The sequence below is a fragment of the Rothia nasimurium genome, from assembly GCF_035916755.1.
Taxonomy (GTDB): Bacteria; Actinomycetota; Actinomycetes; order Actinomycetales; family Micrococcaceae; genus Rothia.
On the sequence record NZ_JAYWIX010000008.1, the window covers coordinates 97,000 to 118,539 of the forward strand.

22 protein-coding genes, 1 tRNA gene and 2 pseudogenes are annotated in these 21,540 nt (G+C 57.3%); 17 read left to right on the forward strand and 8 right to left on the reverse strand.

What is annotated here, in order from left to right; translation table 11 throughout:
- Positions 1–3 precede the first annotated feature (3 nt).
- On the forward strand, positions 4–1,407 hold the full coding sequence (radA, locus tag VSX42_RS09790) for a DNA repair protein RadA (RefSeq protein ID WP_326504102.1): 1,404 nt from the start codon (positions 4–6) through the stop codon (positions 1,405–1,407).
- Here the strand turns inward: radA and VSX42_RS09795 are convergent.
- Positions 1,404–2,885, reverse strand: coding sequence for an FUSC family protein (locus VSX42_RS09795; RefSeq protein WP_326504103.1), 1,482 nt, complete (start codon positions 2,883–2,885; stop codon positions 1,404–1,406). The genes radA and VSX42_RS09795 overlap by 4 nt on opposite strands.
- Positions 2,886–3,085: 200 nt before the next feature.
- Between VSX42_RS09795 and VSX42_RS09800 the strand changes: the two are divergent.
- Positions 3,086–3,469 (forward strand): annotated as a pseudogene (locus tag VSX42_RS09800) (ABC transporter permease subunit); the annotation flags it as partial.
- A gap of 207 nt (positions 3,470–3,676) precedes the next feature.
- On the opposite strand, the gene VSX42_RS09805 reads toward VSX42_RS09800, so the two are convergent.
- The 3 genes from VSX42_RS09805 to VSX42_RS09815 all read right to left on the reverse strand — a co-directional run bounded on the left by VSX42_RS09805 (position 3,677) and on the right by VSX42_RS09815 (position 6,925).
- Positions 3,677–5,161 (reverse strand): polysaccharide pyruvyl transferase family protein, encoded by a 1,485-nt coding sequence (locus VSX42_RS09805; protein WP_326504104.1) that lies wholly within the window; start codon positions 5,159–5,161, stop codon positions 3,677–3,679.
- Positions 5,162–5,297: 136 nt separating this feature from the next.
- The gene (locus tag VSX42_RS09810) at positions 5,298–6,308 is read right to left on the reverse strand and encodes an inorganic phosphate transporter (RefSeq protein WP_326504105.1); all 1,011 of its coding nucleotides are present in this window, start codon (positions 6,306–6,308) and stop codon (positions 5,298–5,300) included.
- Entirely contained in the window at positions 6,308–6,925 is a 618-nt protein-coding gene (locus VSX42_RS09815) for a phosphate transport regulator (protein WP_326504106.1), read from the reverse strand. The genes VSX42_RS09810 and VSX42_RS09815 overlap by 1 nt, the downstream gene beginning before the upstream one ends.
- Before the next feature lie 443 nt (positions 6,926–7,368).
- On the opposite strand from VSX42_RS09815, the gene VSX42_RS09820 reads away from it, so the two are divergent.
- The gene (locus tag VSX42_RS09820; RefSeq protein WP_326504107.1) at positions 7,369–11,271 is read left to right on the forward strand and encodes a S8 family serine peptidase; all 3,903 of its coding nucleotides are present in this window, start codon (positions 7,369–7,371) and stop codon (positions 11,269–11,271) included.
- A gap of 129 nt (positions 11,272–11,400) precedes the next feature.
- On the opposite strand, the gene VSX42_RS09825 is transcribed toward VSX42_RS09820, so the two are convergent.
- The gene (locus VSX42_RS09825) at positions 11,401–12,114 is read right to left on the reverse strand and encodes a histone acetyltransferase (RefSeq protein WP_326504108.1); all 714 of its coding nucleotides are present in this window, start codon (positions 12,112–12,114) and stop codon (positions 11,401–11,403) included.
- 133 nt (positions 12,115–12,247) lie between these two features.
- On the opposite strand from VSX42_RS09825, the gene VSX42_RS09830 reads away from it, so the two are divergent.
- Positions 12,248–12,320: transfer RNA gene (locus VSX42_RS09830), tRNA-Lys, on the forward strand.
- 82 nt (positions 12,321–12,402) lie between these two features.
- Here VSX42_RS09830 and VSX42_RS10990 read toward each other — a convergent pair.
- Positions 12,403–12,624, reverse strand: a pseudogene (locus VSX42_RS10990) (helix-turn-helix domain-containing protein); the annotation flags it as partial.
- Positions 12,625–12,738: 114 nt separating this feature from the next.
- Between VSX42_RS10990 and VSX42_RS09835 the strand changes: the two are divergent.
- From VSX42_RS09835 to VSX42_RS09885, 11 genes are all read left to right on the forward strand, one after another.
- Entirely contained in the window at positions 12,739–12,981 is a 243-nt protein-coding gene (locus VSX42_RS09835; protein ID WP_326504109.1) for a helix-turn-helix transcriptional regulator, read from the forward strand.
- Complete coding sequence (locus VSX42_RS09840) at positions 12,978–13,286, forward strand: hypothetical protein (RefSeq protein WP_326504110.1); 309 nt, start codon at positions 12,978–12,980, stop codon at positions 13,284–13,286. Before VSX42_RS09835 ends, VSX42_RS09840 begins: the two co-directional genes overlap by 4 nt.
- Positions 13,287–13,291: 5 nt before the next feature.
- Positions 13,292–14,464 carry a hypothetical protein gene (locus VSX42_RS09845; RefSeq protein ID WP_326504111.1) on the forward strand — a complete coding sequence of 391 codons (1,173 nt, stop codon included), beginning with the start codon at positions 13,292–13,294 and terminating at the stop codon, positions 14,462–14,464.
- A gap of 21 nt (positions 14,465–14,485) precedes the next feature.
- Positions 14,486–14,761, forward strand: a complete 276-nt coding sequence (locus VSX42_RS09850; protein ID WP_326504112.1) for a hypothetical protein — start codon at positions 14,486–14,488, stop codon at positions 14,759–14,761.
- A gap of 56 nt (positions 14,762–14,817) precedes the next feature.
- Positions 14,818–15,114: a hypothetical protein gene (locus VSX42_RS09855; protein WP_326504113.1), complete on the forward strand. Its 297-nt coding sequence runs from the start codon at positions 14,818–14,820 to the stop codon at positions 15,112–15,114.
- Positions 15,115–15,148: 34 nt separating this feature from the next.
- On the forward strand, positions 15,149–15,997 hold the full coding sequence (locus tag VSX42_RS09860; protein WP_326504114.1) for a sigma-70 family RNA polymerase sigma factor: 849 nt from the start codon (positions 15,149–15,151) through the stop codon (positions 15,995–15,997).
- Positions 15,998–16,117: 120 nt separating this feature from the next.
- Positions 16,118–17,125 (forward strand): hypothetical protein, encoded by a 1,008-nt coding sequence (locus VSX42_RS09865; protein WP_326504115.1) that lies wholly within the window; start codon positions 16,118–16,120, stop codon positions 17,123–17,125.
- Between the two features lie 88 nt (positions 17,126–17,213).
- Complete coding sequence (locus VSX42_RS09870; protein ID WP_326504116.1) at positions 17,214–17,954, forward strand: hypothetical protein; 741 nt, start codon at positions 17,214–17,216, stop codon at positions 17,952–17,954.
- A gap of 90 nt (positions 17,955–18,044) precedes the next feature.
- On the forward strand, positions 18,045–18,698 hold the full coding sequence (locus VSX42_RS09875; protein WP_326504117.1) for a ParA family protein: 654 nt from the start codon (positions 18,045–18,047) through the stop codon (positions 18,696–18,698).
- Positions 18,699–19,043 (forward strand): hypothetical protein, encoded by a 345-nt coding sequence (locus tag VSX42_RS09880; protein ID WP_326504118.1) that lies wholly within the window; start codon positions 18,699–18,701, stop codon positions 19,041–19,043.
- 509 nt (positions 19,044–19,552) lie between these two features.
- Positions 19,553–20,083 carry a hypothetical protein gene (locus VSX42_RS09885; protein ID WP_326504119.1) on the forward strand — a complete coding sequence of 177 codons (531 nt, stop codon included), beginning with the start codon at positions 19,553–19,555 and terminating at the stop codon, positions 20,081–20,083.
- On the opposite strand, the gene VSX42_RS10995 is transcribed toward VSX42_RS09885, so the two are convergent.
- Together VSX42_RS10995 and VSX42_RS09890 are read right to left on the reverse strand one after the other, a co-directional pair.
- Positions 20,080–20,184 (reverse strand): helix-turn-helix domain-containing protein, encoded by a 105-nt coding sequence (locus VSX42_RS10995; protein WP_418950797.1) that lies wholly within the window; start codon positions 20,182–20,184, stop codon positions 20,080–20,082. The genes VSX42_RS09885 and VSX42_RS10995 overlap by 4 nt on opposite strands.
- 12 nt (positions 20,185–20,196) lie before the next feature.
- Positions 20,197–20,649 (reverse strand): hypothetical protein, encoded by a 453-nt coding sequence (locus VSX42_RS09890; protein WP_326504120.1) that lies wholly within the window; start codon positions 20,647–20,649, stop codon positions 20,197–20,199.
- A gap of 196 nt (positions 20,650–20,845) precedes the next feature.
- Between VSX42_RS09890 and VSX42_RS09895 the strand changes: the two genes are divergently transcribed.
- Both VSX42_RS09895 and VSX42_RS09900 read left to right on the forward strand, forming a co-directional pair.
- Positions 20,846–21,100, forward strand: coding sequence for a hypothetical protein (locus VSX42_RS09895; RefSeq protein WP_326504121.1), 255 nt, complete (start codon positions 20,846–20,848; stop codon positions 21,098–21,100).
- A gap of 14 nt (positions 21,101–21,114) precedes the next feature.
- Positions 21,115–21,453 (forward strand): ribbon-helix-helix protein, CopG family, encoded by a 339-nt coding sequence (locus VSX42_RS09900; protein WP_326504122.1) that lies wholly within the window; start codon positions 21,115–21,117, stop codon positions 21,451–21,453.
- Positions 21,454–21,540: the final 87 nt, after the last annotated feature.

A 21,540-nucleotide genomic window follows, 5' to 3' on the forward strand; every position in this document is an offset into this window, starting at 1 on the left:
GGTATGGCTACCCGTAAAACAACCCGCTCACGTTCCGCTAATGCCTACCGCTGCACCGAATGCGGCTGGACCACCGCTAAATGGGTGGGGCGCTGCGGGGAATGCCAGTCCTGGGGCACCGTAGAAGAAACCGTCGGGCCGGTTGCCGCTAAAACTACCGTGGCATCGAGTGTGCAAACGCCAGCCCAGCCCATCGGGCGGGTTGATTCCACCGTTGCTCAGTACATGAGCACCTGTAACCCGGAGTTCGACCGGGTCTTGGGCGGTGGCCTGGTGCCGGGGGCAGTGATTCTTATGGCCGGTGAACCGGGCGTCGGTAAGTCCACCCTGCTACTCGATGTAGCCGCTACCTTTGCCCGCGGTGAGTCAACGGGCAAGCCCCACAACGTCCTGTATGTGACCGGCGAAGAATCAGCGGCCCAGGTTAAGCTCCGCGCCGACCGCATTGGTGCCCTGGCTGATACCCTCTACCTGACCAGCGAAACCGATCTCGGTACCGCCCTGGCCCATATCGAACAGGTCAACCCCGACCTGTTGATTGTGGACTCGGTACAGACCCTGGCCTCATCTGAGGTCGAAGGAAGCGCCGGTGGCGTCACCCAGGTGCGAGAAGTGGCGGCCTCCATCATCGCTGCCGCTAAGCGCCGCAATATGTGCACCCTGCTGGTGGGCCACGTGACCAAGGAGGGCACTATCGCTGGCCCCCGCCTGCTGGAGCACCTGGTCGATGTGGTCTGCCAGTTCGAAGGCGATAAGCACACCCCTATTCGTATGCTGCGGGCTATCAAGAACCGCTTTGGCCCCACCGACGAGGTGGGCTGTTTCGATATGCACGAGGACGGCATCGCCCCCGTCACCGACCCCTCGGGCCTCTTTGTCTCCCGCACCCCGCACCCGGTCTCGGGCACCTGCGTAACCGTCACCATGGAGGGCCGCCGCCCCCTCCTCGCCGAGGTTCAGGCCCTGCTCGACACCAGCGCCACCCCGCAGCCCCGAAGAACCACCAGCGGCCTCGACAGCTCCCGTATCTCTATGCTTTTAGCTGTGCTCCAGAAGCGGGCCGGGTTTAATGTGGGCAAGCTGGACTGTTATATCTCAACCGTGGGCGGGGCTAAAATTTCTGAGCCGTCCGCCGACCTGGCCTGCGTCATCGCACTGGCCTCCGCCGCCCAAGATAAGCCCCTGCCCCGCAAGCTGGCGGTCTTTGGCGAAGTCGGGCTAGCAGGTGAGGTGCGCGCCGTTCCCGGTATCCGCCAGCGGATCGCAGAGGTGGGGCGACTGGGCTTTACCCACGTGATTGTGCCTGCTTCACCTGCCGGTGTGGGTGATGTACCCGCCGGGGTGTCGGTACGCGAGGTCGCCTCACTGGGGGAGGCCCTGGCCCTGCTCTTCCCCGGTCAGGGCTAGTTGCCCTTCTCCTTCTTGAGGTTCTGCTCAATCACGGTTAGCTGGGCTGTATTCAGGGCCTGCTGTTTCTCAACTCTAGCGGCGCTGTCGAGCATCTGGGCGGACGCGTCCGCCCCGTTTCCCGCCGGAGGTATGGCAGGCATACTGCGGGGGTCCCTCACCGATGCTTCGCGGATCTTCCGAATGGGGGCGCGGTCTTTCGCGCGAAGTACCGTGGTGAGCTGGCGGGTATCGTCCCGGTGCTTCTGCTCCACCCGCTGCCGGCGGGAACCCTGCTGACCACCGGCGTCCGCATCTGCCTGCACCGGCAGCATGGTTGTGGCGGGGGCGTGCTCCGTCATGGAATCCCCCAGAGGAACCAGCATGTCTACCGCCTGCTGGTGGGTTAGCCCCGACGCCTCTAAAAGGTCGACCACCAGGGGGCGGAGCATCAGCACCAGGGCCTCAGCCTCCATGGTGCGCACACCCATCATGTGCGGCTCCAGGCGTCCAGCCAGCTGCGAGAGATCATGGCGGGCCTTCATCTTCCGCTCGGTACGGACGTCCGCCTCGGGGGCAGACATGCCCTCACCTAGTACCTCCACCGCGTCACCAATGCTCTTGAGCGCCTCAGCGATAGAAGTGATAGCCTCCTGCGAAATCTGTACGTTATTGATGGTTGACGCTAGTCGGCGGTTGAGCACCCGGGTGTTGCGGATAGCGTAGTCAATCTTGCCCAGGGTCTGTGAGTAACGGTCGAGTTCCTTCATATGTGACCGGCCCGTCCAGGCCAGCTGGGCCATGCCCTTTGAAGTAATAATGTCCTTCTCACAGGTGTTATAGAGCGGCTGTAGGCGGCGGGCAGATGCTAGGGCATGCCAGGCCTCCTTGCCGTCGTAGTGCTCCATGGCCTCACCGGCATCGCGGAAGACCGCAGCAAAAGAGCCCATCATGGTTTTAGCGTTCTCACGCGGGGTGCGACGCGGGTCTTTGGGGAAGAGGAACATGAGCAAGAAGGCACACAGGCCACCAACAATACCGTCTAGGCTTCGGGCAAAGGGCCCATCAATATTCGGCGGGAGCAAGACCACCAGGCAGGACTGCAGACCCATCTGAATCGTAAAAAGAATACCGTTATCCAAAAAACGGGCCAGCATAATCGACAGAAACATCACAAGCCCTGCCTGCCAGATGCCCCGACCCAGGGCCAACATCATCATGTCGCCCATCAAAATACCCAGGGTCACACCAAAGGACACCTCAAGGATACGGCGGGCGTGGGTAGCGCCGGTGATATAGCCCAGAGAAACAATGGCAGCGGTCGCCGCAAAAATCGGTTCGGTATGCCCCAGCACCTTTTCAGCAAAAAGATAGGCCCCGATACCCGAGACCACAATCTGAAGAGACTGAAAAAAGCCATCCTTCATACGGCGCCAGCCCAAACGGCTATGCTCCTGCGCCCGCTTCTTTAAACTCTCAACCTGCTGACCAAAACCCATACCCACCATTCTAACCCCGGGGCCTCAACCCGACCTCTGGCGTCCTTAACCCTAACTGTGCGCCCACCGTTCACCCACTGCTAGCCCACCTGCTACCTAACGCCCCTAAAGTCAGATCCGTTAGATACCGTTCCCACCTGTTCACCGCCTAACCACAGTTCACTAATCGAGGTAGAACAGGGCACACAAACTCTAGGGAAGGCCCCGTATTCGGCGGTATCTACCACGCCATCATCGGTACCCTCGAAATCACCCTGCTCGCCACCCTCATCTCCGTCCCCATTGGTCTGCTCACCGCCGAAGAAATGCTGCGTATCGTACCCAACGAACTGCGCGAGGCCTCCTACGCTCTGGGCGTCCGTAAGTGGCGTACCATCATGAAGATGGTTATCCCCACCGCTATCTCAGGTATCGCCTCGGGCGTGACTCTGGCTATCGCCCGCGTCTCAGACAAGACCGCCTTCTTCAACATTGCGGGTACCGGCAAGCCCGGCAAGCTCATCGAGTACGCCCCCACCCAGGAAATCTTCAACAACCCCAGCCAGAAAGCCACCGAAGACTACGTCTCAGGCCGCTTCGGCTAAGCCTAGCGCCCCGCGAACGCCCGCTCTAAGCGGGCATACAAAACTTCCCTCACCCCGTAGCTGTGCGGGGGGGGGGGGAACACCATGGGAATGTGTGTGCCGCCCGGCCCCGTAACTCCTTTCGCTGCTGGAAAGGGCGGGGTCGGGCGGCTTTTTAGCGTGGCATCTCGGCTTACACCGGGGTGCATCTTGTCTGCTGGTGCCTGGCTATTCGCCGCGCATTTTGCGGCGCATCCAGCCGCGCAGGGTGGCGTTTTCTTCGGCTTCAATCAGCGAGTCAGCCAACTCGGCGTTGCGGCGCTCTAGCTCATCTGCTCGGGCCTGGGCCTGGTCGCGCTGGAGTAGACGCTGGTAGTCCCAGGAGAGGGCCCGGTCGGTTTCTGCGCTGGCACGGGCAGCAGCCAGTGAAATCTCGGCAATATCGTCGCGTACCAGCAGGTTGGTTATGTTCCACTCGCCGGTAAAGATGGTGGGGGTGTTGCCCAGCTCGCGGACGGCCGGGGCAGCCTGCCCTGCCCCGTGCAGGAGGACGTGGGAGGCAGCATCCCACCAGCTGGCGGAGAAACCGCGCAGCTGCTCGGCTCGCGCCAGCAGGGTTTCAGAGAGCTCATTGCGCAGCTGAATGACCTCGTGCAGGGCTTCAGCCGGGGCATCAGAATTGAGCAGAGCCAGAGGAATAGCGTAGTTTTCAGCCCCGTACTGTTCCATCATGCCGCGCACCCGCATGTCGGTGAAGGCGTCTGGCAGCAGGGCCACGAAGGGAACACCCGCTGAGAGGGAGAATACGCCGGGGTGGTAGCGGGTAGAGACCGCGATGAAAGCGCCGCGGTGAACCTGCACGGCGTCGTCCGCGTGCACCATGGGTAGTTGCACGGGACTGGAGAACATGTGCGAGGCAATCTCGGCGTGCACTGCCACATCGCCCTGATCGGTTAGGGGCTCACCCATGTGGGGTAGGAAGACGGTGCGCAGCCCGTATTCCCGGTGCATATCGTCAAGCAGCTGCCCAATAACCCGGGCCTGCCCCGGAGCAAGGCCCGAGAAAGTGGCGCAGATGTAATGTTCGGGCAGGTCAACGACCGGGCGGCCGGGCAGGGAACGCTTCTGGTGCTGGTAGAAGGTAGCATCGTCCACAATCAGGTGGGAATCGATAGCTGCGTTACGCGCCCAGGCCTGGGAGAAGCGCTCCCGCATACCCACGAGCTGGGCTGAGGAGAGCATATCGCGTAGGGTCTCGGCGTCCGCGTCGGTGAGCACGGGGCCTACCGACTGGCCAGAGATAACCAGGGGAATCTCGTGGGCTTGGGCTACCAGGGCGTAGGCGGCACGTTCGTAGAGCAGGTGCCCGGTAGCTGAGTTCATGTTACCGCCACCGGCGATAACAATGCCGTCCATATCGGCTACCTGGCGCACGAAGGTGGTGATGTCTTCGCTGGCAGGGTACCCTGCGAGGTGCTGTCTGACTTGACCCAAGAAAATCTCGCGTTCGGCAGGGGGAGCAGGGAAGTCAAGGGTCTTGATATAGCCGGTGGCAGAGCCGATGTAGGCCTGGGACCGGTCGATGTTTTGGGTTGCGATAAAGATTTCGTAGCCGCGGCGGGTAAGCTCGGCGGCAGTTGCGATGCCCATGGCTTCGTCGCCAACGTGGTACACAGACTGCCCTAGGTCTGCGAGCACTAAGATGCGAGGCATAGTAGCGGTTTCCTTTCACAAAGCCTAGGTGCGCTACGGGGAGCGCCCTGAGTGCCCATGCCTGGTGGGCAGCTTTGAGGTGGTGCGAGTGGTTTCTTATATACAGTCTAGTCTCGCATTGTTTACGGTGGGAGCGCTACAGCAGGGGCGAGAGCGCCAGGAAGAGGGTTGCCGAGAGAACGAAGCAGGCTGGCATGGTGATAAGCCAGGTCAGGATAATGCGGAGCACAATTTTGTAGCGCACAGCGGCAAAACGCTGGTTGACCCCTGAGCCGAGGACGGCGGAGGCCGCTAGGTGGGAGGACGAGACCGGGGTGTTGAGGAAGAACTGCAGGAGCACCATGGCTAGCGCGGTTGAGCTTTGGGCAATGGCTCCACGGAAGGGGTCGACTTTGACCATCTGGTGGGCGAAAGTGTAACCGATGCGGGAGCTGCCCCGGGCGGTGCCGAAGCCCAGCACCATGGCGAGGAAGAGGGCGGAGATGATGTAGGTGGTGGGGTGTACGTCGAGTCCGGCTGAGAGCAGGAGGACGGCGTAGATGACGACGGCGCGTTGGCCGGTTTGGATTCCGTGAATCAGGGAGATCAGTGAGTTGGCGAGGGAGAGGACGCTGCGGGAGAAGCGGTTGACGGTGGAGGGGTAGGAGCGTTGGAGCAGGCCGTAGAAGGGGAAAACTGCTGCCCAGGCGAGGATGAAGAGGACGATGGGGGCCAGGATAAGGGGCACGAAAAGGAAGGTGGCGAGGGGCTCAGAGAAAGGGGTGGAGGTGCCTAGGTCGGTGGTGCGGGCGGCCCAGGCGGCACCGGAAAGACCCCCGATGAGGGCGTGGGTGGAGGAGGAAGGAATGCGGAACCACCAGGTAATAATGCCCCAGATAATAGCTGAGATGAGGGCTGTAAGGATGAGCCCCAGGCCGGTGTTGTTGTGGGGCACGGTCAGCCAGTGGGTGGTGACGGAGCCCAGCATGATACCAGTGATGGCCATGCCGATAGCGTTGAAGAGGGCACTGGTGCGCAGGGCTATTTTAGGGGTGAGGGCCCTGGTTTTGACGGGTATGGCGGTGGCGTTGGGGGCGTCGTGAAAGCCCGTGACGAAGGTGAAGGCAATCAGGGCCAGGCAACTGAGGGCAAAGAGGGTGAGGGTCACTAGGATTCCTGCACGATGATGCGGCCGATTTCGGTGGCGACGGTGCGCATGGCTTCGGACGCCTCAATAAGCTTATGCACGAAGCGGGTGGTCTGCAGGTAGCGGGTCTGCTTGTAGCGGTCCTGGATATCTGCATCGTATTCTTCGGCAATGCGGACGGCCTGCTTGGTGATGCGGAGCATGGTAATCCAGTAGTCGTCCAGATCGCGCAGGGTGCTGAGTTTGGGGATGATTTCGGTGGTGAGCACTGCCTGGCGCTGGATGAGGTCGAGCAGGGTCGCTGCCTTGGGTGAGAAACGTACGATGTGGTAGAGGTGCAGAATGTTGGCTGCTGAGGTGAGCTTTTCAACGACGTTGTTGAGTGAAACAGCCAGGGTATAGATGTCTTCGCGGGGAATAGGGGTTGAGAAAGAGCTGCGCACCGCGGTCATGGTGGTGTGTAGCATGTCGAGGGTTGCGGCCTCGTGAGTGAGGGTGCGTTCCAGAAGTTCTGGGTAGCGGTCTTCGGGGGAGCCCACCATTTCTGAGAGCAGGGCAGCTGCTCCGGTGACCTGTTCTGAGAGCGCGGCAAGGGCACTCAGCGAGGTGTTTTCTTGGGGGAACATGCGTTGGAGCATGGGCCAGCTCTCCTGGGTGTGGGCGGGTGGTCAGGTGCTGAGCTTATGGTACCGTGCCAAGGTTAACAGGGTGACGCTCACCTGGATTGCGGGCGGACGCAAAAGCCGGGCTACCTGCCTCGTGGAAAAGGAAGCGGAGCCCGGCAACTGCGGTATGAAGTTTAGCGATGTCAGGCTGGGAGCGCCTCTCGGCGGAAGGCCGCTCGAAGCGGCTAAAGATTTGGAGCCCGGGGCTACCTATTAGCAGCCTGACATCTTGGTATCCATCATTCTCTTCACAGCGCTCGCTGTCAACCCGGCGGAGGACTGGGCAAATAATTTTGTGTGCAAAATATGAGAAACCTCTTGTTCTTTTTTGTGAGCTGGGTCATTGTTGATGTATCACACTCGCATTTTTGTTGTTGAACACACTGGATCAATGAAGTTCTAAGGAAGTCCTTCACATGACTACACGACACACCACACGGCGTTTCGTCAGAGCCGGCGCAGCCTCTGTGCTCGGTCTGAGCATGGCGCTTACTCTCGGTCTGCCACCGGTCAATGCAGCCGAAGACGCAGACCTCTTCAAGAGCGTTATCGAGCAAACTCAGAGCGATGAGGTTTTGAGCCCCTCGATGAAGCAGGCACAGGGCGAAGTAAGCGTTTTTGTACAGTTCCGAGGCGCTGGTGCCTATGAGAGCACCCAGCCGGCAGCCGTCCTGCAGGGTAAGCAGCCACCCGTTAACGCCCAGCGCCAGGTGCAGGCTATTGCAGCTGCGGTGCAAAGCCAGGGTCGCTCTGTAGCAAGCGAGTCAGGGGCGACCGTCCTCTACACCGCCCATAACTCCATCCGTGGTGCAGCAATCCGTGGTGATGCTGAAAAGATTCGTGAACTGGCTTCGCGCAGTGATGTTGTTAAGATTTCCCCCATCGTTTCAAAGACCCGTGCTAATACTGGCTCTGCCCTCCTGACCCAGGCAGCTGCCACCTGGCAGCAGACCGGCTACACCGGTGAAGGCGTCAAAATCGCCATTATCGACTCCGGTGTTGACTACACCCACAGCCAGTTCGGTGGCCCTGGTACCCAGGAAGCCTACGAGCAGGCCTCCCACTCTGCTCAGATGCCCTCCGCAAATTCAGGTCTTTACGATCCTGAGAAGTACCTGGGCGGCTATGACCTAGCAGGCGATGACTACAACGCCGCTAACGCCGAAACGGCAACCCCTTCCCCCGACACCAACCCCCTTGACTGCCGTGCCAACGGCCACGGCACCCACGTAGCAGGCACCGCAGCTGGCTACGCCGTACAGCAAGACGGTAGTGCCTTCAAGGGTGACTACACCAAGCTCACCGAAGAGCAGATGCAGGGCATGAAGATTGGTTCAGGCTCAGCCCCCAACGCCCAAATCGTTGACTTCCGAATCTTTGGCTGCGACGGCTCAACCGACCTCACCGGCCAGGCACTTGACCGCTCACTAGACCCCAACAACGATGGCATCTATGACGACCGCGTCGATATCATCAACATGTCACTGGGCTCAGACTTCGGCGCCCAGGACGACCCCGAAAATGCTATCGTTGACGCCCTAACCCGCCAGGGGATTCTCTCCGTTGTTGCAGCCGGTAACTCCACCGCAGCAGATGGTAACGGCGACACTTACTCCGTCTCAGGTAACCCCGCCAACGCTCGCTCAGCACTCGCTGTTGCTAACACCGTAGGCGCAACCACCTACGCCGACACCGCAGAAATCACTGCCCCCAGCTCCCTCGCAGGTACCGTCACCGGTGACTACTCGGTAGAGTTCAACTACCACCGGGCTACCGAAGAGCAGCTGACCGGCCAGGTCGTCATGGCTCCTGAAAACAATAAGTTCGGCTGTGACGCCTTCCCTGAGGGCACCGACTTTGAAGGTAAGTGGGTCTTCATTGACTGGACCGACAACTTTGAAACCTTCCCCTGCGGTTCAGCCGTGCGCTTCAACAACCTTGAGGCAGCAGGTGCTAAGGGCGTTGTCCTGGCATCAAACCTCGACGTTGAGACCGTCGGTATTGCCGGAAACCGCACCATCCCCGGCATCCGCCTCAACCTCCAGCACGCAGAACGAGTACGTGCAGCTATCCAGCAGGGTGAAGAAGTCACCATTAAGCTCTCACCCGAAGGCATTGCAGCTGCCACCATCGACAGTGGCATGCAGGACCAGGTCAATGAGTCAACTGCCCGAGGCGTGCACGGCTCACGCGGCTACACCAAGCCCGACGTTGCCGCCCCCGGCACTAATATCGGCTCAGCTGGTGTGGGCGCAGGCACTGACATGGCCGTGATGAGCGGTACCTCAATGGCCAGCCCCCACGTAGCTGGCGTAGCTGCCTTGGTGCGAGAAGCCAACCAGAGCTACTCAGCCCAGCAGGTCAAGGCAGCAATCATGAACTCAGCTGTTCATGACGTCAAGACCGCCACCGGCGAGGTTCACTCCATCGAACGCGTCGGCTCAGGCCGCATCGACGCCCTGCAGGCTGTCAACCAGAAGGTGCTGGTCTACAGCGCAGACAACCCCGATCAGGTCTCAGAAAGCCTGGGCGTTGTTGAAGTCCTTCCCGATGCAGGCGTTCAGACCTACACCCGTGAGCTCACCATCGATAACTCCGACTCTAAGGCTCACACCTACCAGGTTTCCTTCGAAGCCTCATCAGATTTGCCCGGCGTCACGATCTCAGCGCCCCAGAGCGTAAGCGTCAACCCCGGCGGTACTAACCGCTTCACCGTAACCGTCACCGTTGACCCCGCCCAGCTTGAAAAGAAGCTTGAGAGCGCTAGCGCAGCCACTCAGCTTGACAGGGCCCGCCAGTACCTCAGCGCAGAGTCAGGCCGCCTGATTCTCACCGAAGGTGACACCCAGACCCGCCTACCCCTGCACATCGCCCCCAAGCCTGTCTCAGACATGAAGTCAGCAACCAGCGCTGTGAACTTCGGCAACGGAAGAACCTCAGCCAACATTGACCTTGAAGGCACCCCCCTACACCAGGGCGGCTACGTTTCACTGGTTGGCGCCTACGAACTGGGAGCTACTTCTAACCGGATGAAGACTTCATCCCTTGCAGTTGCCACCAGCCAGCGTGTTGACCTGCAGTACGTCGGTGCTGCCTCTAACGTCCCGGCTCTGCGCGCAGCAGGTCAGCCTGTCGACGAAAAGGGCATGATGAGCATCGGCGTCTCTACCTGGGATAACTGGGAGAACCTCACCAACCCCACCAGCATCGAAGTAGCCTTCGATGTTGACGGTAACTTCCGTCCCGATTACTACCTCTACACCAGCCGTGAGCGTGGCCTCGACTACCCCCAGGCTGTACTGATTGGCTGGGTCAACGGCAAGTTGGAAGTCCTCGATCGCCAGCCCATTAACGGCGCCTACGGTGACGTTGATACCAACACCTTCGACAGCAACGTCCTCAACCTGCCCGTTTCCCTCTCCAAGATGGGTATTGATGCAAGCAATGCAGCTAATCTGCGTTACTCAGTAGATACCTACTCCTGGTACCAGACAGGCGGTGTTGATGGCACCAACTGGATCTCTTACAACCCCTACAACCCCAAGGTCTGGTTTGACGGTGACCAGTCAGAATCAGCGACCCTCTTTGTCGATCACCCCGATGCTGACATCACCGTTCACCGTGCATCCACCGATGTAACTGACGCAAAGGCCCTGCTGCTGCACATGCACAATGGCACCGGCGACTTGAGCGGCGTCAAGCCAGGTGAAGACGGCGGTAAGGCTGAGATTGTTAGCCTCAACGAGGCTAAGCCCGCCACAAACCTGAACCCCCGCTTCACCGACGTTGGCACTGACTACGTCTTCTATGATGAAATTGCCTGGTTGGCTGAGCGCGGTATCACCACCGGCTGGCCTGATGGTACCTTCCGGCCCGGATCTTACACTGAGCGTGGCCAGATGGCAGCCTTCTTCTACCGTCTAGCTGGTTCACCTCAGTACACCGCTCCGAGCGTCTCCCCCTTCAAGGACGTACCCACCACCCACGTCTTCTACAAGGAAATCGCCTGGATGCACTCCATGGGCATCACCAAGGGCTGGTCTGACGGTACCTTCCGCCCGCACGCCTACACTGAGCGCGGCCAGATGGCAGCCTTCTTCTACCGCATGGCTGGCTCACCTACCTACACCGCTCCTTCAACCTCAGCCTTCAAGGATCTGCCCACCGACTACGTTTTCTTTAAGGAAATCTCGTGGATGCAGTCCCAGGGCATCACCAAGGGATGGTCTGACGGTACCTTCCGTCCTTCGGCCTACACTGAGCGCGGCCAGATGGCAGCTTTCATCTACCGCTTTGATCAAAATGTAGATTACCGTTAAGAACCGGCCGGACTCTCAGTCTTGTTGCTGAGATACCGTGAGCGTGAGGTTTAGGGGCCCTGCCCGCTCCCTTCTGGGGAGCGAGGCAGGGCCCCTTGCTCTTATCTGCGGGCTGTGTTCTTGGGGCTACTAGTCAAGGGTACCTGCCCGCCAGCGCAGAGCGGCCTCATCGAGGTCTCGGGCGGTGCCGGTGAGCCGGGTGGTGGCTTCGCGCAGCCGCTGGGCCCTGGCTGCTGCCTCCCCTCGCACTTCAGCAGAGGGAAGATGATGATACTCAGGTGAGAAATCTTCAGGGGGCAGCTGGCGCCGCACGGGCTGGCCGTGCCTCAGCTCTAGGGCGACGTCGTCCTGCCCTAGCGCCAGCACCCTGCAAAAGGCGGCAAAGCGGTTGAGGGCTATGTCGAAGTCGCCGGTATAGGCTCCGGTCAGAATCTCATCAACGGTGGTGAGAATTTCGGTGGCTGTGGGTGGGCTGGGCACTCCGGCTAGGGCCTGAGCCAGATAGGAGGAGTGCATGCCCCGTTCGTAGTAGTGGCTTATGAGCCGTGGGTTGGAGCGGATGACACTGCGCAGGGCGTACATACGCCACAGGGCTCCGGCTATGGTGACGGGGGCTGCACGCGCCCAGAGCTGGGCAACGGCTTCTAAGCCGAACTCGTCGGTGTAGCGCACCAGCCGTTTGGTGACTGAGGGGTCTTCGTTGGCGCGGCCGCGGGCGAGCAAGGCGCGGGCGGAGGCTTGGGCAGCAGCGGTCAGCTGCTCAGGACTTGAGCCGCCGGTGAAGCGCTCAAATTTTTCGGTTGAAAATCGGACGGGGCGGTGAAAGCGGGCGTCGGAGGGCATGCCTACAGTGTAGGGCTTGTAGCCCCCAGGACGCTGGTGTGTGCGCTAGCAGGGGAAAGCGCCGGTAGGTAGCGGTTTTGAAGCTCTCATATATGCCGTGTATAATGGGTTGAGCTGAATTCAACTCAGTGGAGCGCCTTTAGCTCAGTTGGTAGAGCATCGGACTTTTAATCCGTGGGTCGTGGGTTCGAGCCCCACAGGGCGCACATCTTCACCCCGTTCCGGCGACGCCGGAGCGGGGTTTTCTGCGTCTGGATTTAGGAGCGGTACACGAGCGACCCCACCGAGTAAGTCAGCTAGTGTGATTCCCAAGGTTGCAGCAATGGTGCCCAGGTCATTGATTGAAAAGGCGTTGACACCACGAAGCTTCTTAGAGGCATTCGGCTGGCTGATTCCGAGTATTTGGGCTAGATCTTTGCCTGTTAGACCTCTTCTCCCCATCCACGCTTTAATCTCATCACGGATGGCTAGTTCGAATTCTGAAACTGGTGAAGTTGTTGACTTGGGCATCGATTCTCCTTGTATAGCCTTCTAGGAAGATTATATACCTTCAAAGAAAGAAAAGTGAAGAAACTTGCCAAAACAGTCTTGCTAGTATTCCTTTAAGGAATTATCTTTAATCCTATGAGTATTCGAGAGAAAAATACACGCGACGCTATCACCCGCAACGTCCGCCGAGCCATGTTCGAAGCAGACCTAACCCAAGCAGCCCTCGCAGAACAAATGACCATCACCCGCGAGACTCTGCGCCACCGACTCAGTGGTAAAAAGCCTTTCACTACTGACGAGCTGGCTCAGATAGCAGTCGCTACCGGGGTTCCCTTCTCTGAGCTTGTCAAAGTCACTGAAAAGGCAATAGCAGCATGACCCACCAACCAGCCAGCGACCTAGGCATCAAGCCAGCAAGACTCAGCGCAGGCAAGCAGGATGGCAAACAGAATCATCCGCTTCACAAGGAGTTGCAAGCCCTGCTAGAAGATACTCACCGGCAACAGAAAATAGCTACCTTCGAGCAAACCCATAGGCTCCCCGTCCTTAAACCTTCACCTACGGCTCCACATGCCCGAGAAATCCGCTACCTACTCACCTCAGAGAGCGGCTCCATCCTTATTGAGGCCGCCCGCAAAATCACCTACCCACCCCTCTGGTACGCCCTAGCAGGAATCAGATAGAAACCATGTCCCTAGAAATGATCACCTGGGCAATGAAACAGGACGTCAAAAACTCCCAGTTTCAAGTGCTCATAGCTATCGCTAATGAGGCAGATTCAGACGGCCTGTGCTTTACAGGCCAAGCCAAACTTGCCTACAAGGCTAACGTCACTGAAAGAACCCTGCGTACCTGCATCACTCAGTTCCGCGATATGGGGCTATTGCACACAGAGCGTCGCGTCATGACCTTTGGACGTGGCCGCAAGACCGATGCCATCATCTTGCACCCTGAAGTCACAGCCTACGAAAAAGCCCCCTACCCTCATACAGAAGTAGACCGCAAAAAAGCTGCCTACAATCGCAAGAAGTACGAGGTGGTAGACACTTTCGAACCTGTGGATAACTCCCGTAGTGACCAACCGGAAAATTTTTCCGGTAGAAAAGAAACCCCTAGTCAAACACAAGCGGAAAATTTTTCCGGTAGAACGATCAACCGGAAAAATCACGTCCACCAACCGGAAAACTCAGGTGTTTCAACCGGAAAAATTCAACCTTATCCACAAGGTGCCCTTAAAAGGAACGCGCGCGCGTTTAACCCGTTTAAAGACCCATCAGTCCCTCATTCGGTCAGTAGCACCGCACCTGTGGATAAACCACAGGTGGACGGACTGACCGACCGAAAGAATCCCAAAGAAAAATCTTCACCGGCTAAGCTCCAGCCAGCCGCAACCAAGCACCCAGCCCCGCCCCTAGCTGCACCAACGTCGCAGTCCCCCGAGGCTCCAGCCCGGATTACTCGAGGGGTCAACCACACCAAGCTCCGCCAAGAGCTACACCAGGCCCAGCTGAACATCAGCAGCATCAACGATGACATTCTCAGCCAAATGATTATCATCGTCCTCTCCCGTGCCACCCAGCCCGTCCGCAGCCCCCAGCGGTTCGCCTACTCTTGCATCGCTAAAGAGTTCTACGAGCTGGTCTCCCTCGCTCAATCAACCCTCAAACCCCAAGAGACTGCCTGCCTCGCTTTCTGCGAAGTGCATACCCGTGAGCACAGCGGCACCTGCCCGCTTTGCGTGAAAGAAACCACCGGCCATTTAGTCACCGTTGAAACCGAACCTCCGGCTGACCCTGAAGCCGGTAAAGCCCTGCTGGCTAAACTGCGTGCTCGCCGCCTAGCCCAAAACCCCGCCACCTAACCACGAGGGAAGAACACACCAATGAACGCCAACAAACCCGCCCAGTCACCAAGCATCATCCGCGTCATCCTCACCAACATCACCGGCTACCTACTACTGTGCTTCTGCGCCCTGGTATGCATGGTAATCGGTGGTCCAATTGCCCTAAAAAACCACAACCCCGCACTAGAAGCGCCCGGCGATGAAGAAATCATCTATGCCACCGGTGGCCTCTACCTCTTCTACGCAGTGATGGGCCTCTACTTCATCGGAAAAACCATCCGTGAGCTGTACCGCCGCAAGAAACTAGCCGCCTAAACCACCCCTTGGCAACTAGCTAAGCCACCATGACCGCACCCACAGGAGAAAAACCCATGGACACCACCCTCAGCCCCGAAGAAGCCTTCCGCCTAGGAAGCTTCATGCGCTGCGACTGGATAGCCATAGCCCTAGGCTACAAACTGCGCATCTGGGAGCCACTGGACTACGAAACCTGGGAAGAGTACCTAGCCTGCGAACACTGGGAGTTGAACTATCAACCTGGCCGATTCCAAAACCCCGACCTAGCTTTCTGGGCTTCTTATGGCATGAGCGTAGAGGCCATCAGCCGCATCACCACCCTAGAGCCTGAAACCATCCGCGCTGAACTAGCAACAGCTAACGCTGCCTAGCCGGCAGGCGAAAACAGCAGAAGAGACAACCACTATGCAGACAACCACCAGCGCCTTCTGGACACCAGAACGCCTAGAGACCTGGCAGGGCACCAGCAAAGTCATTTACACAGTGCTGGCTAAATTCCCCCATATCCACGACCTGCCAGCAGCGGTAGAAGATACTCACCAAGAAACCTTCCTAGCAGCCCATCAGGGACTGCATACCTTTGACGAAACCAAAGGGGACTTTGGACCTTGGATTCGTAGCATCGCCGTCAGATGCGCCTACGCCCACCTGCGAAACCTCAAAAGCGATGACCGCACCCAAGCAGAAATCACAACCGAAGCAGCCCTCACAGGCTTGACCGCAGACTCAGCACTAGAAACCCTGCTGGCCCTAAGCCACATGGAAGAAAAACTTCAGGACCTAGCAGCGGTGCTAGGTATCGCAGTCAAAGCCCTCGGAGACGTCGAGCTCATCACCCGAGTGCTGAACCTGATTCTGGCTGAGGAGCCACTGAGCTACCGAGCCACAGCCGAGGTGCTCGGTATCGCCGAGAAAACTCTTTATAAGTCCAGCACCAAAGTACTCATGTACACCGAGGTCATTTACCGGGCCCTGCTGATTCACCGCTACCGAAAGGAAGAAGGGCTAGAGACAGCGCCGGTACTCATGCAGGAGGTCATCTCCTGCCTACCGCAGAGCAGCCTGACCACCGCGCCGCACTTCACCCACCGCATCGTCCAAGTCACCCTAGAGGCCGGGCATGTAGAGAACATCGACCTTGAAGCCCTGCAAGAGAGCACTGGCTGGTCTGAACCCTACGCCCGGCGGTGTATCTGCACAACATCGAAGCTTTTCAATCTTGCCCTAGCCGTCATTCAGCAAGGAGACATCTAAACCAAAACAACACCCCATAGAACAAAACGCAACGCAATAGAACCATATGAAACACAAGTGTTCAGTTCTGCTATAGACCGGTAACTGAGCGCAATCCCAGAAAGAAATCAAAAGAAATCCATGAAAAACATCCCTCATACCACCAGCACCGCCGCTGCCCTGGCTGCAACCGGCCTGCTCGTCCTGAGCCCTGTAGCTTTTGCTGATGAAGCTCAGCTTCCCTCTTCAGCTGGTGCCAGTCAGCTAGCTACCCTAGCCCAGGCCTCAGAGACCACCAGCACCCCGATGTCCGGGGAAGAACCCACCGAAGACACCCATGAGGCTACCCAGCCATCAGATAGCGACGAAACCCCTGAGCCTATCGAGGTTGTTCCGGTGCCAACCCCTAGCCCTTCTGACGATGCGGAGCCTACCCCGGCTCCCAGTGCCCCGGAAGAACCCTCACCAGAGCCCACAGACCTACCGGAGACCCCAGAGCCTATCGAGGTTGTGCCGGTACCTAGCCCTGAGCCCTCAGAACAGCCCAGTGAACCAGCAGAACCCACCCCCGAACCGGTTGAGAGTGAAACTGCAACCGCAGAGCCCACCGCTGAACCAACTGCCGATGCAACTGTCGAACCTTCAGCTGATCCCAGCGAGTCTGACAATGCCCCGGTGCCGGTAGAAACCATCGCACCGACGTCAAGTGCCCTTGCCGAAGAGGCAGCACCTGAAGCCAGTGCTGAAGCTGTTCCGGTTCAGGTGGACGCCGAGCAGAACATTTTGCTCACTGGCACCGTTACGCAGGAGCAGACCACAGAAACCGGCGAAACTATCGTGGTAACTGAAGAAGTCACCGCAGCAGGAGAGCAAGTCACCACTGAATTTGTGGTTAACCCAGCAGAAGGACAGACTACCGTCACCCAGACTGTGACTAACCCTGCTACCGGCGAGAAGAAAACTACCGAGCGTAAGGTACCTGCAACCACCTTCAAGGCAGGCGGCGCAGCATCTATCGAAGCTGCCTCCGCCCCAAGTCGAAAGAGCGCAGCAGCGCCTCTTCTAGGTATCGCAGGTGTTCTAGGAGTCACTCTGGTCGCAGCAGGAATCATCCTCCACCGTCGTCAGGCGACTATCACTACTTCCTAGGAAGCTAGAAAAAGCGGGGGTGTTTTCGTCCGCGAGAGCACCCCCGCTACTTCTCCTCAATACACCGAAGACATAAAGGCTAGAGTCCATGAAAAAACATCAGGCGCTTCTACTTACTGGCACTGCCCTGACGCTAGGAGCAGCAGGCGGAGGCCTCATGCTCACACAGGTACAGCAGGAATCGGCTCCAAATGTCACGCAAGAGGTTGCCCACGCGCCATCACCTGATCGTGAGTTCATGGACTACCAATGCCCACCCCCAGAGCAACTACCGCAGGATGTAGACATAGCCCCGGGCAGCTGGTACGCGCCAGCACTAGAGGCTGGAGCCAGCTTTAGCCCGAGTAATTATCTGCCCGCTGAGTCCATCAGTGATGATGGAATCATTTACGCTGCTTCAGAAGCTGTCGAATCCCCCGAAGGGGCGTCCTTGTTGGTCGGGCATGTTGATTTACAGCCGGGAGTCAAAAGCCCTCAAGGTGGTGAGCTTACTGCCTGGGGCAACCTGCATAAGCTCCAAGCCTGCGATCTGATTTATACCAAGGCAGAGGATGGGACCTTAGTTATCTCGCAGGTCACTAGCGTGATTGTGGCTCCGCAATTTGACCCAGAGTTAGAAGCTAAATCAGTGGCAAACCCAAGTGACACAGCCCTAGCTGAACAGTTACGGGAGCAGCGAGATATTGAGGCCCGGATATTCCGTGCGACGGGGAAGAAGGCTATCGACCTAATGACTTGCTCAGGCCCCTCTGTTGAGGACGTTGGGGGAGAGTTTCAGTTCCGCTACGCCGACAACCTCATTATTGAAACTACCCCAGTTAGCCTGTAAACCACTACTGTTCACCATTGAACAGAACACAACAAAACAAAATTGTTTTGTTCTATTGTGTTGTGTTCTATTAGCTGTTAGGATGGAGCCATGATTTTACTAATTGCTCACCACAAAGGCGGGGTTGGCAAGTCCACTCTCGCTGTCAATCTAGCCGTAGCTTTTCAGCAGCTCGGTAAAAAAGTTCACGTCTTGGAGACCGATCCGTCAGTGCGTACTGCTTCCCGCTGGGCAGACGACCGAGAAGAGCTGGGCCATGCCCCGGTTATCACCACCCGCAAAGAAGGCAAGCTCTCAGCCACTCTCAAAGAGATGGACGAGCAGAACGATATCGTCATCATCGACACGGCGGGTAAGGATTCCAAGGAGACTCGCTCAGCTATGATCGCAGCCGACATTCTGCTGGTGCCCACCGGAACCTCACAGGCTGACTTGGACTCCACGCTTGACCTGGCTGACACCATCGATACCGCGCGAGACTTCAACGAATCGCTCAAGACTCTGATTGTTCTCTCCAAGGCTTCAACTCATGCTTTGAGCGACGAGATCCAAGAAGCACGAGACTACCTAGAAGACTTCCCCCAAGGTATCGAAGCTGAGATAGCCGATGTGGTTATTTATCACCGCAAGGCCTATCAGGCGTCCATAAGCGAAGGCCTCTCGGTGGTGGAGTCCAAGGACGCCAAAGCTAAGGCTGAAATTCAGCTGCTGGCCCAAGAAATCTTGACCCTGAAAGAGGCATAAATGGTTCGCAAACGTAGCACGGAGAAAACCGCAGATGACTTCATCGAGGCGGCAGAAAAAGACGCCAGCTGGAAACAGGAAGAGACGCCAGCAGCTATCAAGAAGGTTGTTAAGGCCCAGGCGGTAGAGATGCCTGCTGATACCAAAGATCGGGTCAAAGCTCGAGCTAAAGCCAGCCTCAAACGCGGCATCTACACTATCCAGGCCACTGAAAGCCAAAAAGAGCTGATGAACTACGCGGCAGAGAAACTGGACATCTCCAAGGCAAAGCTCATGGAGCGTTATTTCTTCACTGCCTTGGAAGAAGAGTTCGGCAACGATGTTCCCATCGTCAAAGAGGTTTAAGTTGCTATGAATCGCTACCCGCCCCAGTACAGGAAACCACCACTGAGATACCGGCTCTGGGAGTTCGTGCGGGCAGTCCACCGGGTCATCTAGATGATGGGACTGTTCGTGGGGATTCCTGCGGCCACGATTCCTGTACTGGGGCGGTTCCCCCCAGATACGCCAAGCTATTGGATATTGCATCCTCTGGGGCCTAGCTATAAGTTTCATCGTTTACCTTGTTCGCTCCCTCATATCAGGTGAGAGACCACCGGGGGTATGACACCTGGGGGAAAGATTGAATTATCCCGTACAATGGGTGCTGGCGCTTTAGGCGCTAGTAAAATCATGGCACTTACTCTGATTCCCTGGTGTTTTCAAACCCTTTCTTGCATGAGGGGCTCTCTTGACGCCGGGGGAGAGGGGCTAATGCCTACATCTGCCTGAATCTTGTGGTGAGATGATGGCAGGAATGCCGCCCTGTTTCTTGGAAGCAGGGCGGCGTCTTCTTTTATGCCTATGATGAAACTATGAGTAGCTGGAACTTACCGAAGGAAGTAGTCGCCCTATCCCGTGCTGATAATTTCGAGGCAGCCCGGCACGAATGGGATTTGGTAGACCGGGATATTGACCCTGATTGCTTGCAAAGCTGTGTTTGTGGCAAAGAGGGGTTGAGGTATCTCTTCACTATCCGTAACCGTGAGACCGGGGCCAAGCTCTATCCCATCGGCTCTAGCTGCATTGAGCTGTTCGGGCGCAAAGACCTTGACCAGCAAGTTAGCGTTGCTAGGCAGATGTATGAGGTCCTTGCAGAGTACAGGGAAACTGGATCCTTGAGGCTCAACGGTGGAGCCATCTCAAGAGCCGTGCTGAAGCAGCTATATGAGGAGGGTTGCTTTGACCCTAATTCATATAATGATGGCAACCCTGATGTTGATTATCAGTTCTTGGTCAAGATGTTCAATCGGCGTAATGAGCTTAGTGAAGGGCAACGAAGGAAGGTCTGGGTGTTGCTCAATAGGACTGTTGGCCCCTACCTGGAGCGCACATTAGGTTCCTAGCTGCTGCGGTTCTTTGCCTTGAGACGAGTGATAGTAGAACGCGAGACCCCTAGCGTGGCAGCTACTTGGTTCTCACTCATGCCGTTGTCGATAAGGCGCAGCGCTGCTCTTCATCAGATAATGTGGTTGCTCGTTAGGTGTTGCCAGTAGGTGTTGCCGTAAGACTTGATCTTCTTCTTGAGGGCGCTGGTCGCGGCGTCTTCATCGTTGAGACCCACGGTCCCCCAATCAATGAAGGGTGAAGCCGTCGTGGCGTTATTTTGAATCCATCCTAAGTCCACCATGGCCATTGCAAGCATCTCTAGGTTGGGAGCAACAAGCTTCTTGTCGCCTGTAAAGACTTCTCCACTGTAAATATCGAGCTGGTAGTTCAGAGCCTTTGCCACCTGACGTCCAATCTCAGTAAAGGAGCGGTACTGGTCAGGTGTCGAGTTGTTGGCAACTGCCTGGATAGGTTCCATTTCTGCTGGGGTGAGGGGTTGAGTCTGCTCGTATGATTCATGCTCTCCAGGATTCTTGCCTCCGATTTTGTAGAAGAAGTCACCTAGGGTGATAAAGATTGACATGAGTTTTCCTCGATTCATATACGAACGTTTTTGACGCAACCTAGTCTACCGGCGTCCCGAGAGAGTGGGAATCCCTCTTTCTTGCGTCAGAAGTCTGAGTCGAAACCTGAGTGAGTCATAACTTGTCAACGAACATTTTTGACTCAATTTCTGTGCGGCTATTTATTGTAGTCGTTTATTCGGCTGCAATATAGGTATGGCAGTTGAATTTACTCCTAACGCAAGCAAACATCGCATCCCGCATCAAGATGCACTCTATGCAGTTCTCCATCATGAAGTGGCGGTAGACATTCCTGGTAGAGATGGATTCAAGGCTGCCACCCTGTACATCGGGCATCCACACGGTCAAACAGACCGATACATCGAAGTGATCGCCGAGGTGATTCCACCGCGCGGTTTCAAAATCTTCTATGTTATGCCCCTGAGTCCAAAAAATAGAAAGTACCTCTAGAAAAGAAAGCCCCGATGACCTACGGAACTAACGAATACTACGAAAACTACTCACGAGCTATCGAGGCGGGCGAAGTTGAAGTGGACCCCAACACCATCCGTCGAGATAACGCTGGGGCTCTTGAGCTGATTCTTGCAGCTACTAGCGCATCCAGTGAAGAGGAAGCTCTGGCAATGTTTGCCCCTGGTCGCCCTCATGTGGGGAAAGAACGGGGAGTCTCCCCTTCTATCCGTGCGCGGGTACCTCAGCAGCTTAAGGACAGCATCGCCCTTCTAGCTGCACGCCAAGGTAAGAAAGAATCTGAGATTGTGCGTTTGGCGGTTGCAGAGTACGTCAAGGCACACACAGCATAAGGGGCAGGATTAGGGCCTGGGTCTAGGCATAATCCCATTTTGGGGCAGGGGGGGCGTTCTTCTTTTACCTTCTAAACTATGGTTGCA

What these genes read in the sequence shown, in the direction of transcription:
- radA (WP_326504102.1), top strand. Translation starts at nt 4, where the DNA reads ATGGCTACCCGTAAAACAACCCGCTCACGTTCCGCTAATGCCTACCGC.
- VSX42_RS09795 (WP_326504103.1), bottom strand. Translation starts at nt 2,885, where the DNA reads ATGGGTTTTGGTCAGCAGGTTGAGAGTTTAAAGAAGCGGGCGCAGGAG.
- VSX42_RS09805 (WP_326504104.1), bottom strand. Translation starts at nt 5,161, where the DNA reads ATGCCTCGCATCTTAGTGCTCGCAGACCTAGGGCAGTCTGTGTACCAC.
- VSX42_RS09815 (WP_326504106.1), bottom strand. Translation starts at nt 6,925, where the DNA reads ATGCTCCAACGCATGTTCCCCCAAGAAAACACCTCGCTGAGTGCCCTT.
- VSX42_RS09820 (WP_326504107.1), top strand. Translation starts at nt 7,369, where the DNA reads ATGACTACACGACACACCACACGGCGTTTCGTCAGAGCCGGCGCAGCC.
- VSX42_RS09825 (WP_326504108.1), bottom strand. Translation starts at nt 12,114, where the DNA reads ATGCCCTCCGACGCCCGCTTTCACCGCCCCGTCCGATTTTCAACCGAA.
- VSX42_RS09835 (WP_326504109.1), top strand. Translation starts at nt 12,739, where the DNA reads ATGAGTATTCGAGAGAAAAATACACGCGACGCTATCACCCGCAACGTC.
- VSX42_RS09840 (WP_326504110.1), top strand. Translation starts at nt 12,978, where the DNA reads ATGACCCACCAACCAGCCAGCGACCTAGGCATCAAGCCAGCAAGACTC.
- VSX42_RS09845 (WP_326504111.1), top strand. Translation starts at nt 13,292, where the DNA reads ATGTCCCTAGAAATGATCACCTGGGCAATGAAACAGGACGTCAAAAAC.
- VSX42_RS09850 (WP_326504112.1), top strand. Translation starts at nt 14,486, where the DNA reads ATGAACGCCAACAAACCCGCCCAGTCACCAAGCATCATCCGCGTCATC.
- VSX42_RS09855 (WP_326504113.1), top strand. Translation starts at nt 14,818, where the DNA reads ATGGACACCACCCTCAGCCCCGAAGAAGCCTTCCGCCTAGGAAGCTTC.
- VSX42_RS09860 (WP_326504114.1), top strand. Translation starts at nt 15,149, where the DNA reads ATGCAGACAACCACCAGCGCCTTCTGGACACCAGAACGCCTAGAGACC.
- VSX42_RS09865 (WP_326504115.1), top strand. Translation starts at nt 16,118, where the DNA reads ATGAAAAACATCCCTCATACCACCAGCACCGCCGCTGCCCTGGCTGCA.
- VSX42_RS09870 (WP_326504116.1), top strand. Translation starts at nt 17,214, where the DNA reads ATGAAAAAACATCAGGCGCTTCTACTTACTGGCACTGCCCTGACGCTA.
- VSX42_RS09875 (WP_326504117.1), top strand. Translation starts at nt 18,045, where the DNA reads ATGATTTTACTAATTGCTCACCACAAAGGCGGGGTTGGCAAGTCCACT.
- VSX42_RS09880 (WP_326504118.1), top strand. Translation starts at nt 18,699, where the DNA reads ATGGTTCGCAAACGTAGCACGGAGAAAACCGCAGATGACTTCATCGAG.
- VSX42_RS09885 (WP_326504119.1), top strand. Translation starts at nt 19,553, where the DNA reads ATGAGTAGCTGGAACTTACCGAAGGAAGTAGTCGCCCTATCCCGTGCT.
- VSX42_RS09890 (WP_326504120.1), bottom strand. Translation starts at nt 20,649, where the DNA reads ATGTCAATCTTTATCACCCTAGGTGACTTCTTCTACAAAATCGGAGGC.
- VSX42_RS09895 (WP_326504121.1), top strand. Translation starts at nt 20,846, where the DNA reads ATGGCAGTTGAATTTACTCCTAACGCAAGCAAACATCGCATCCCGCAT.
- VSX42_RS09900 (WP_326504122.1), top strand. Translation starts at nt 21,115, where the DNA reads ATGACCTACGGAACTAACGAATACTACGAAAACTACTCACGAGCTATC.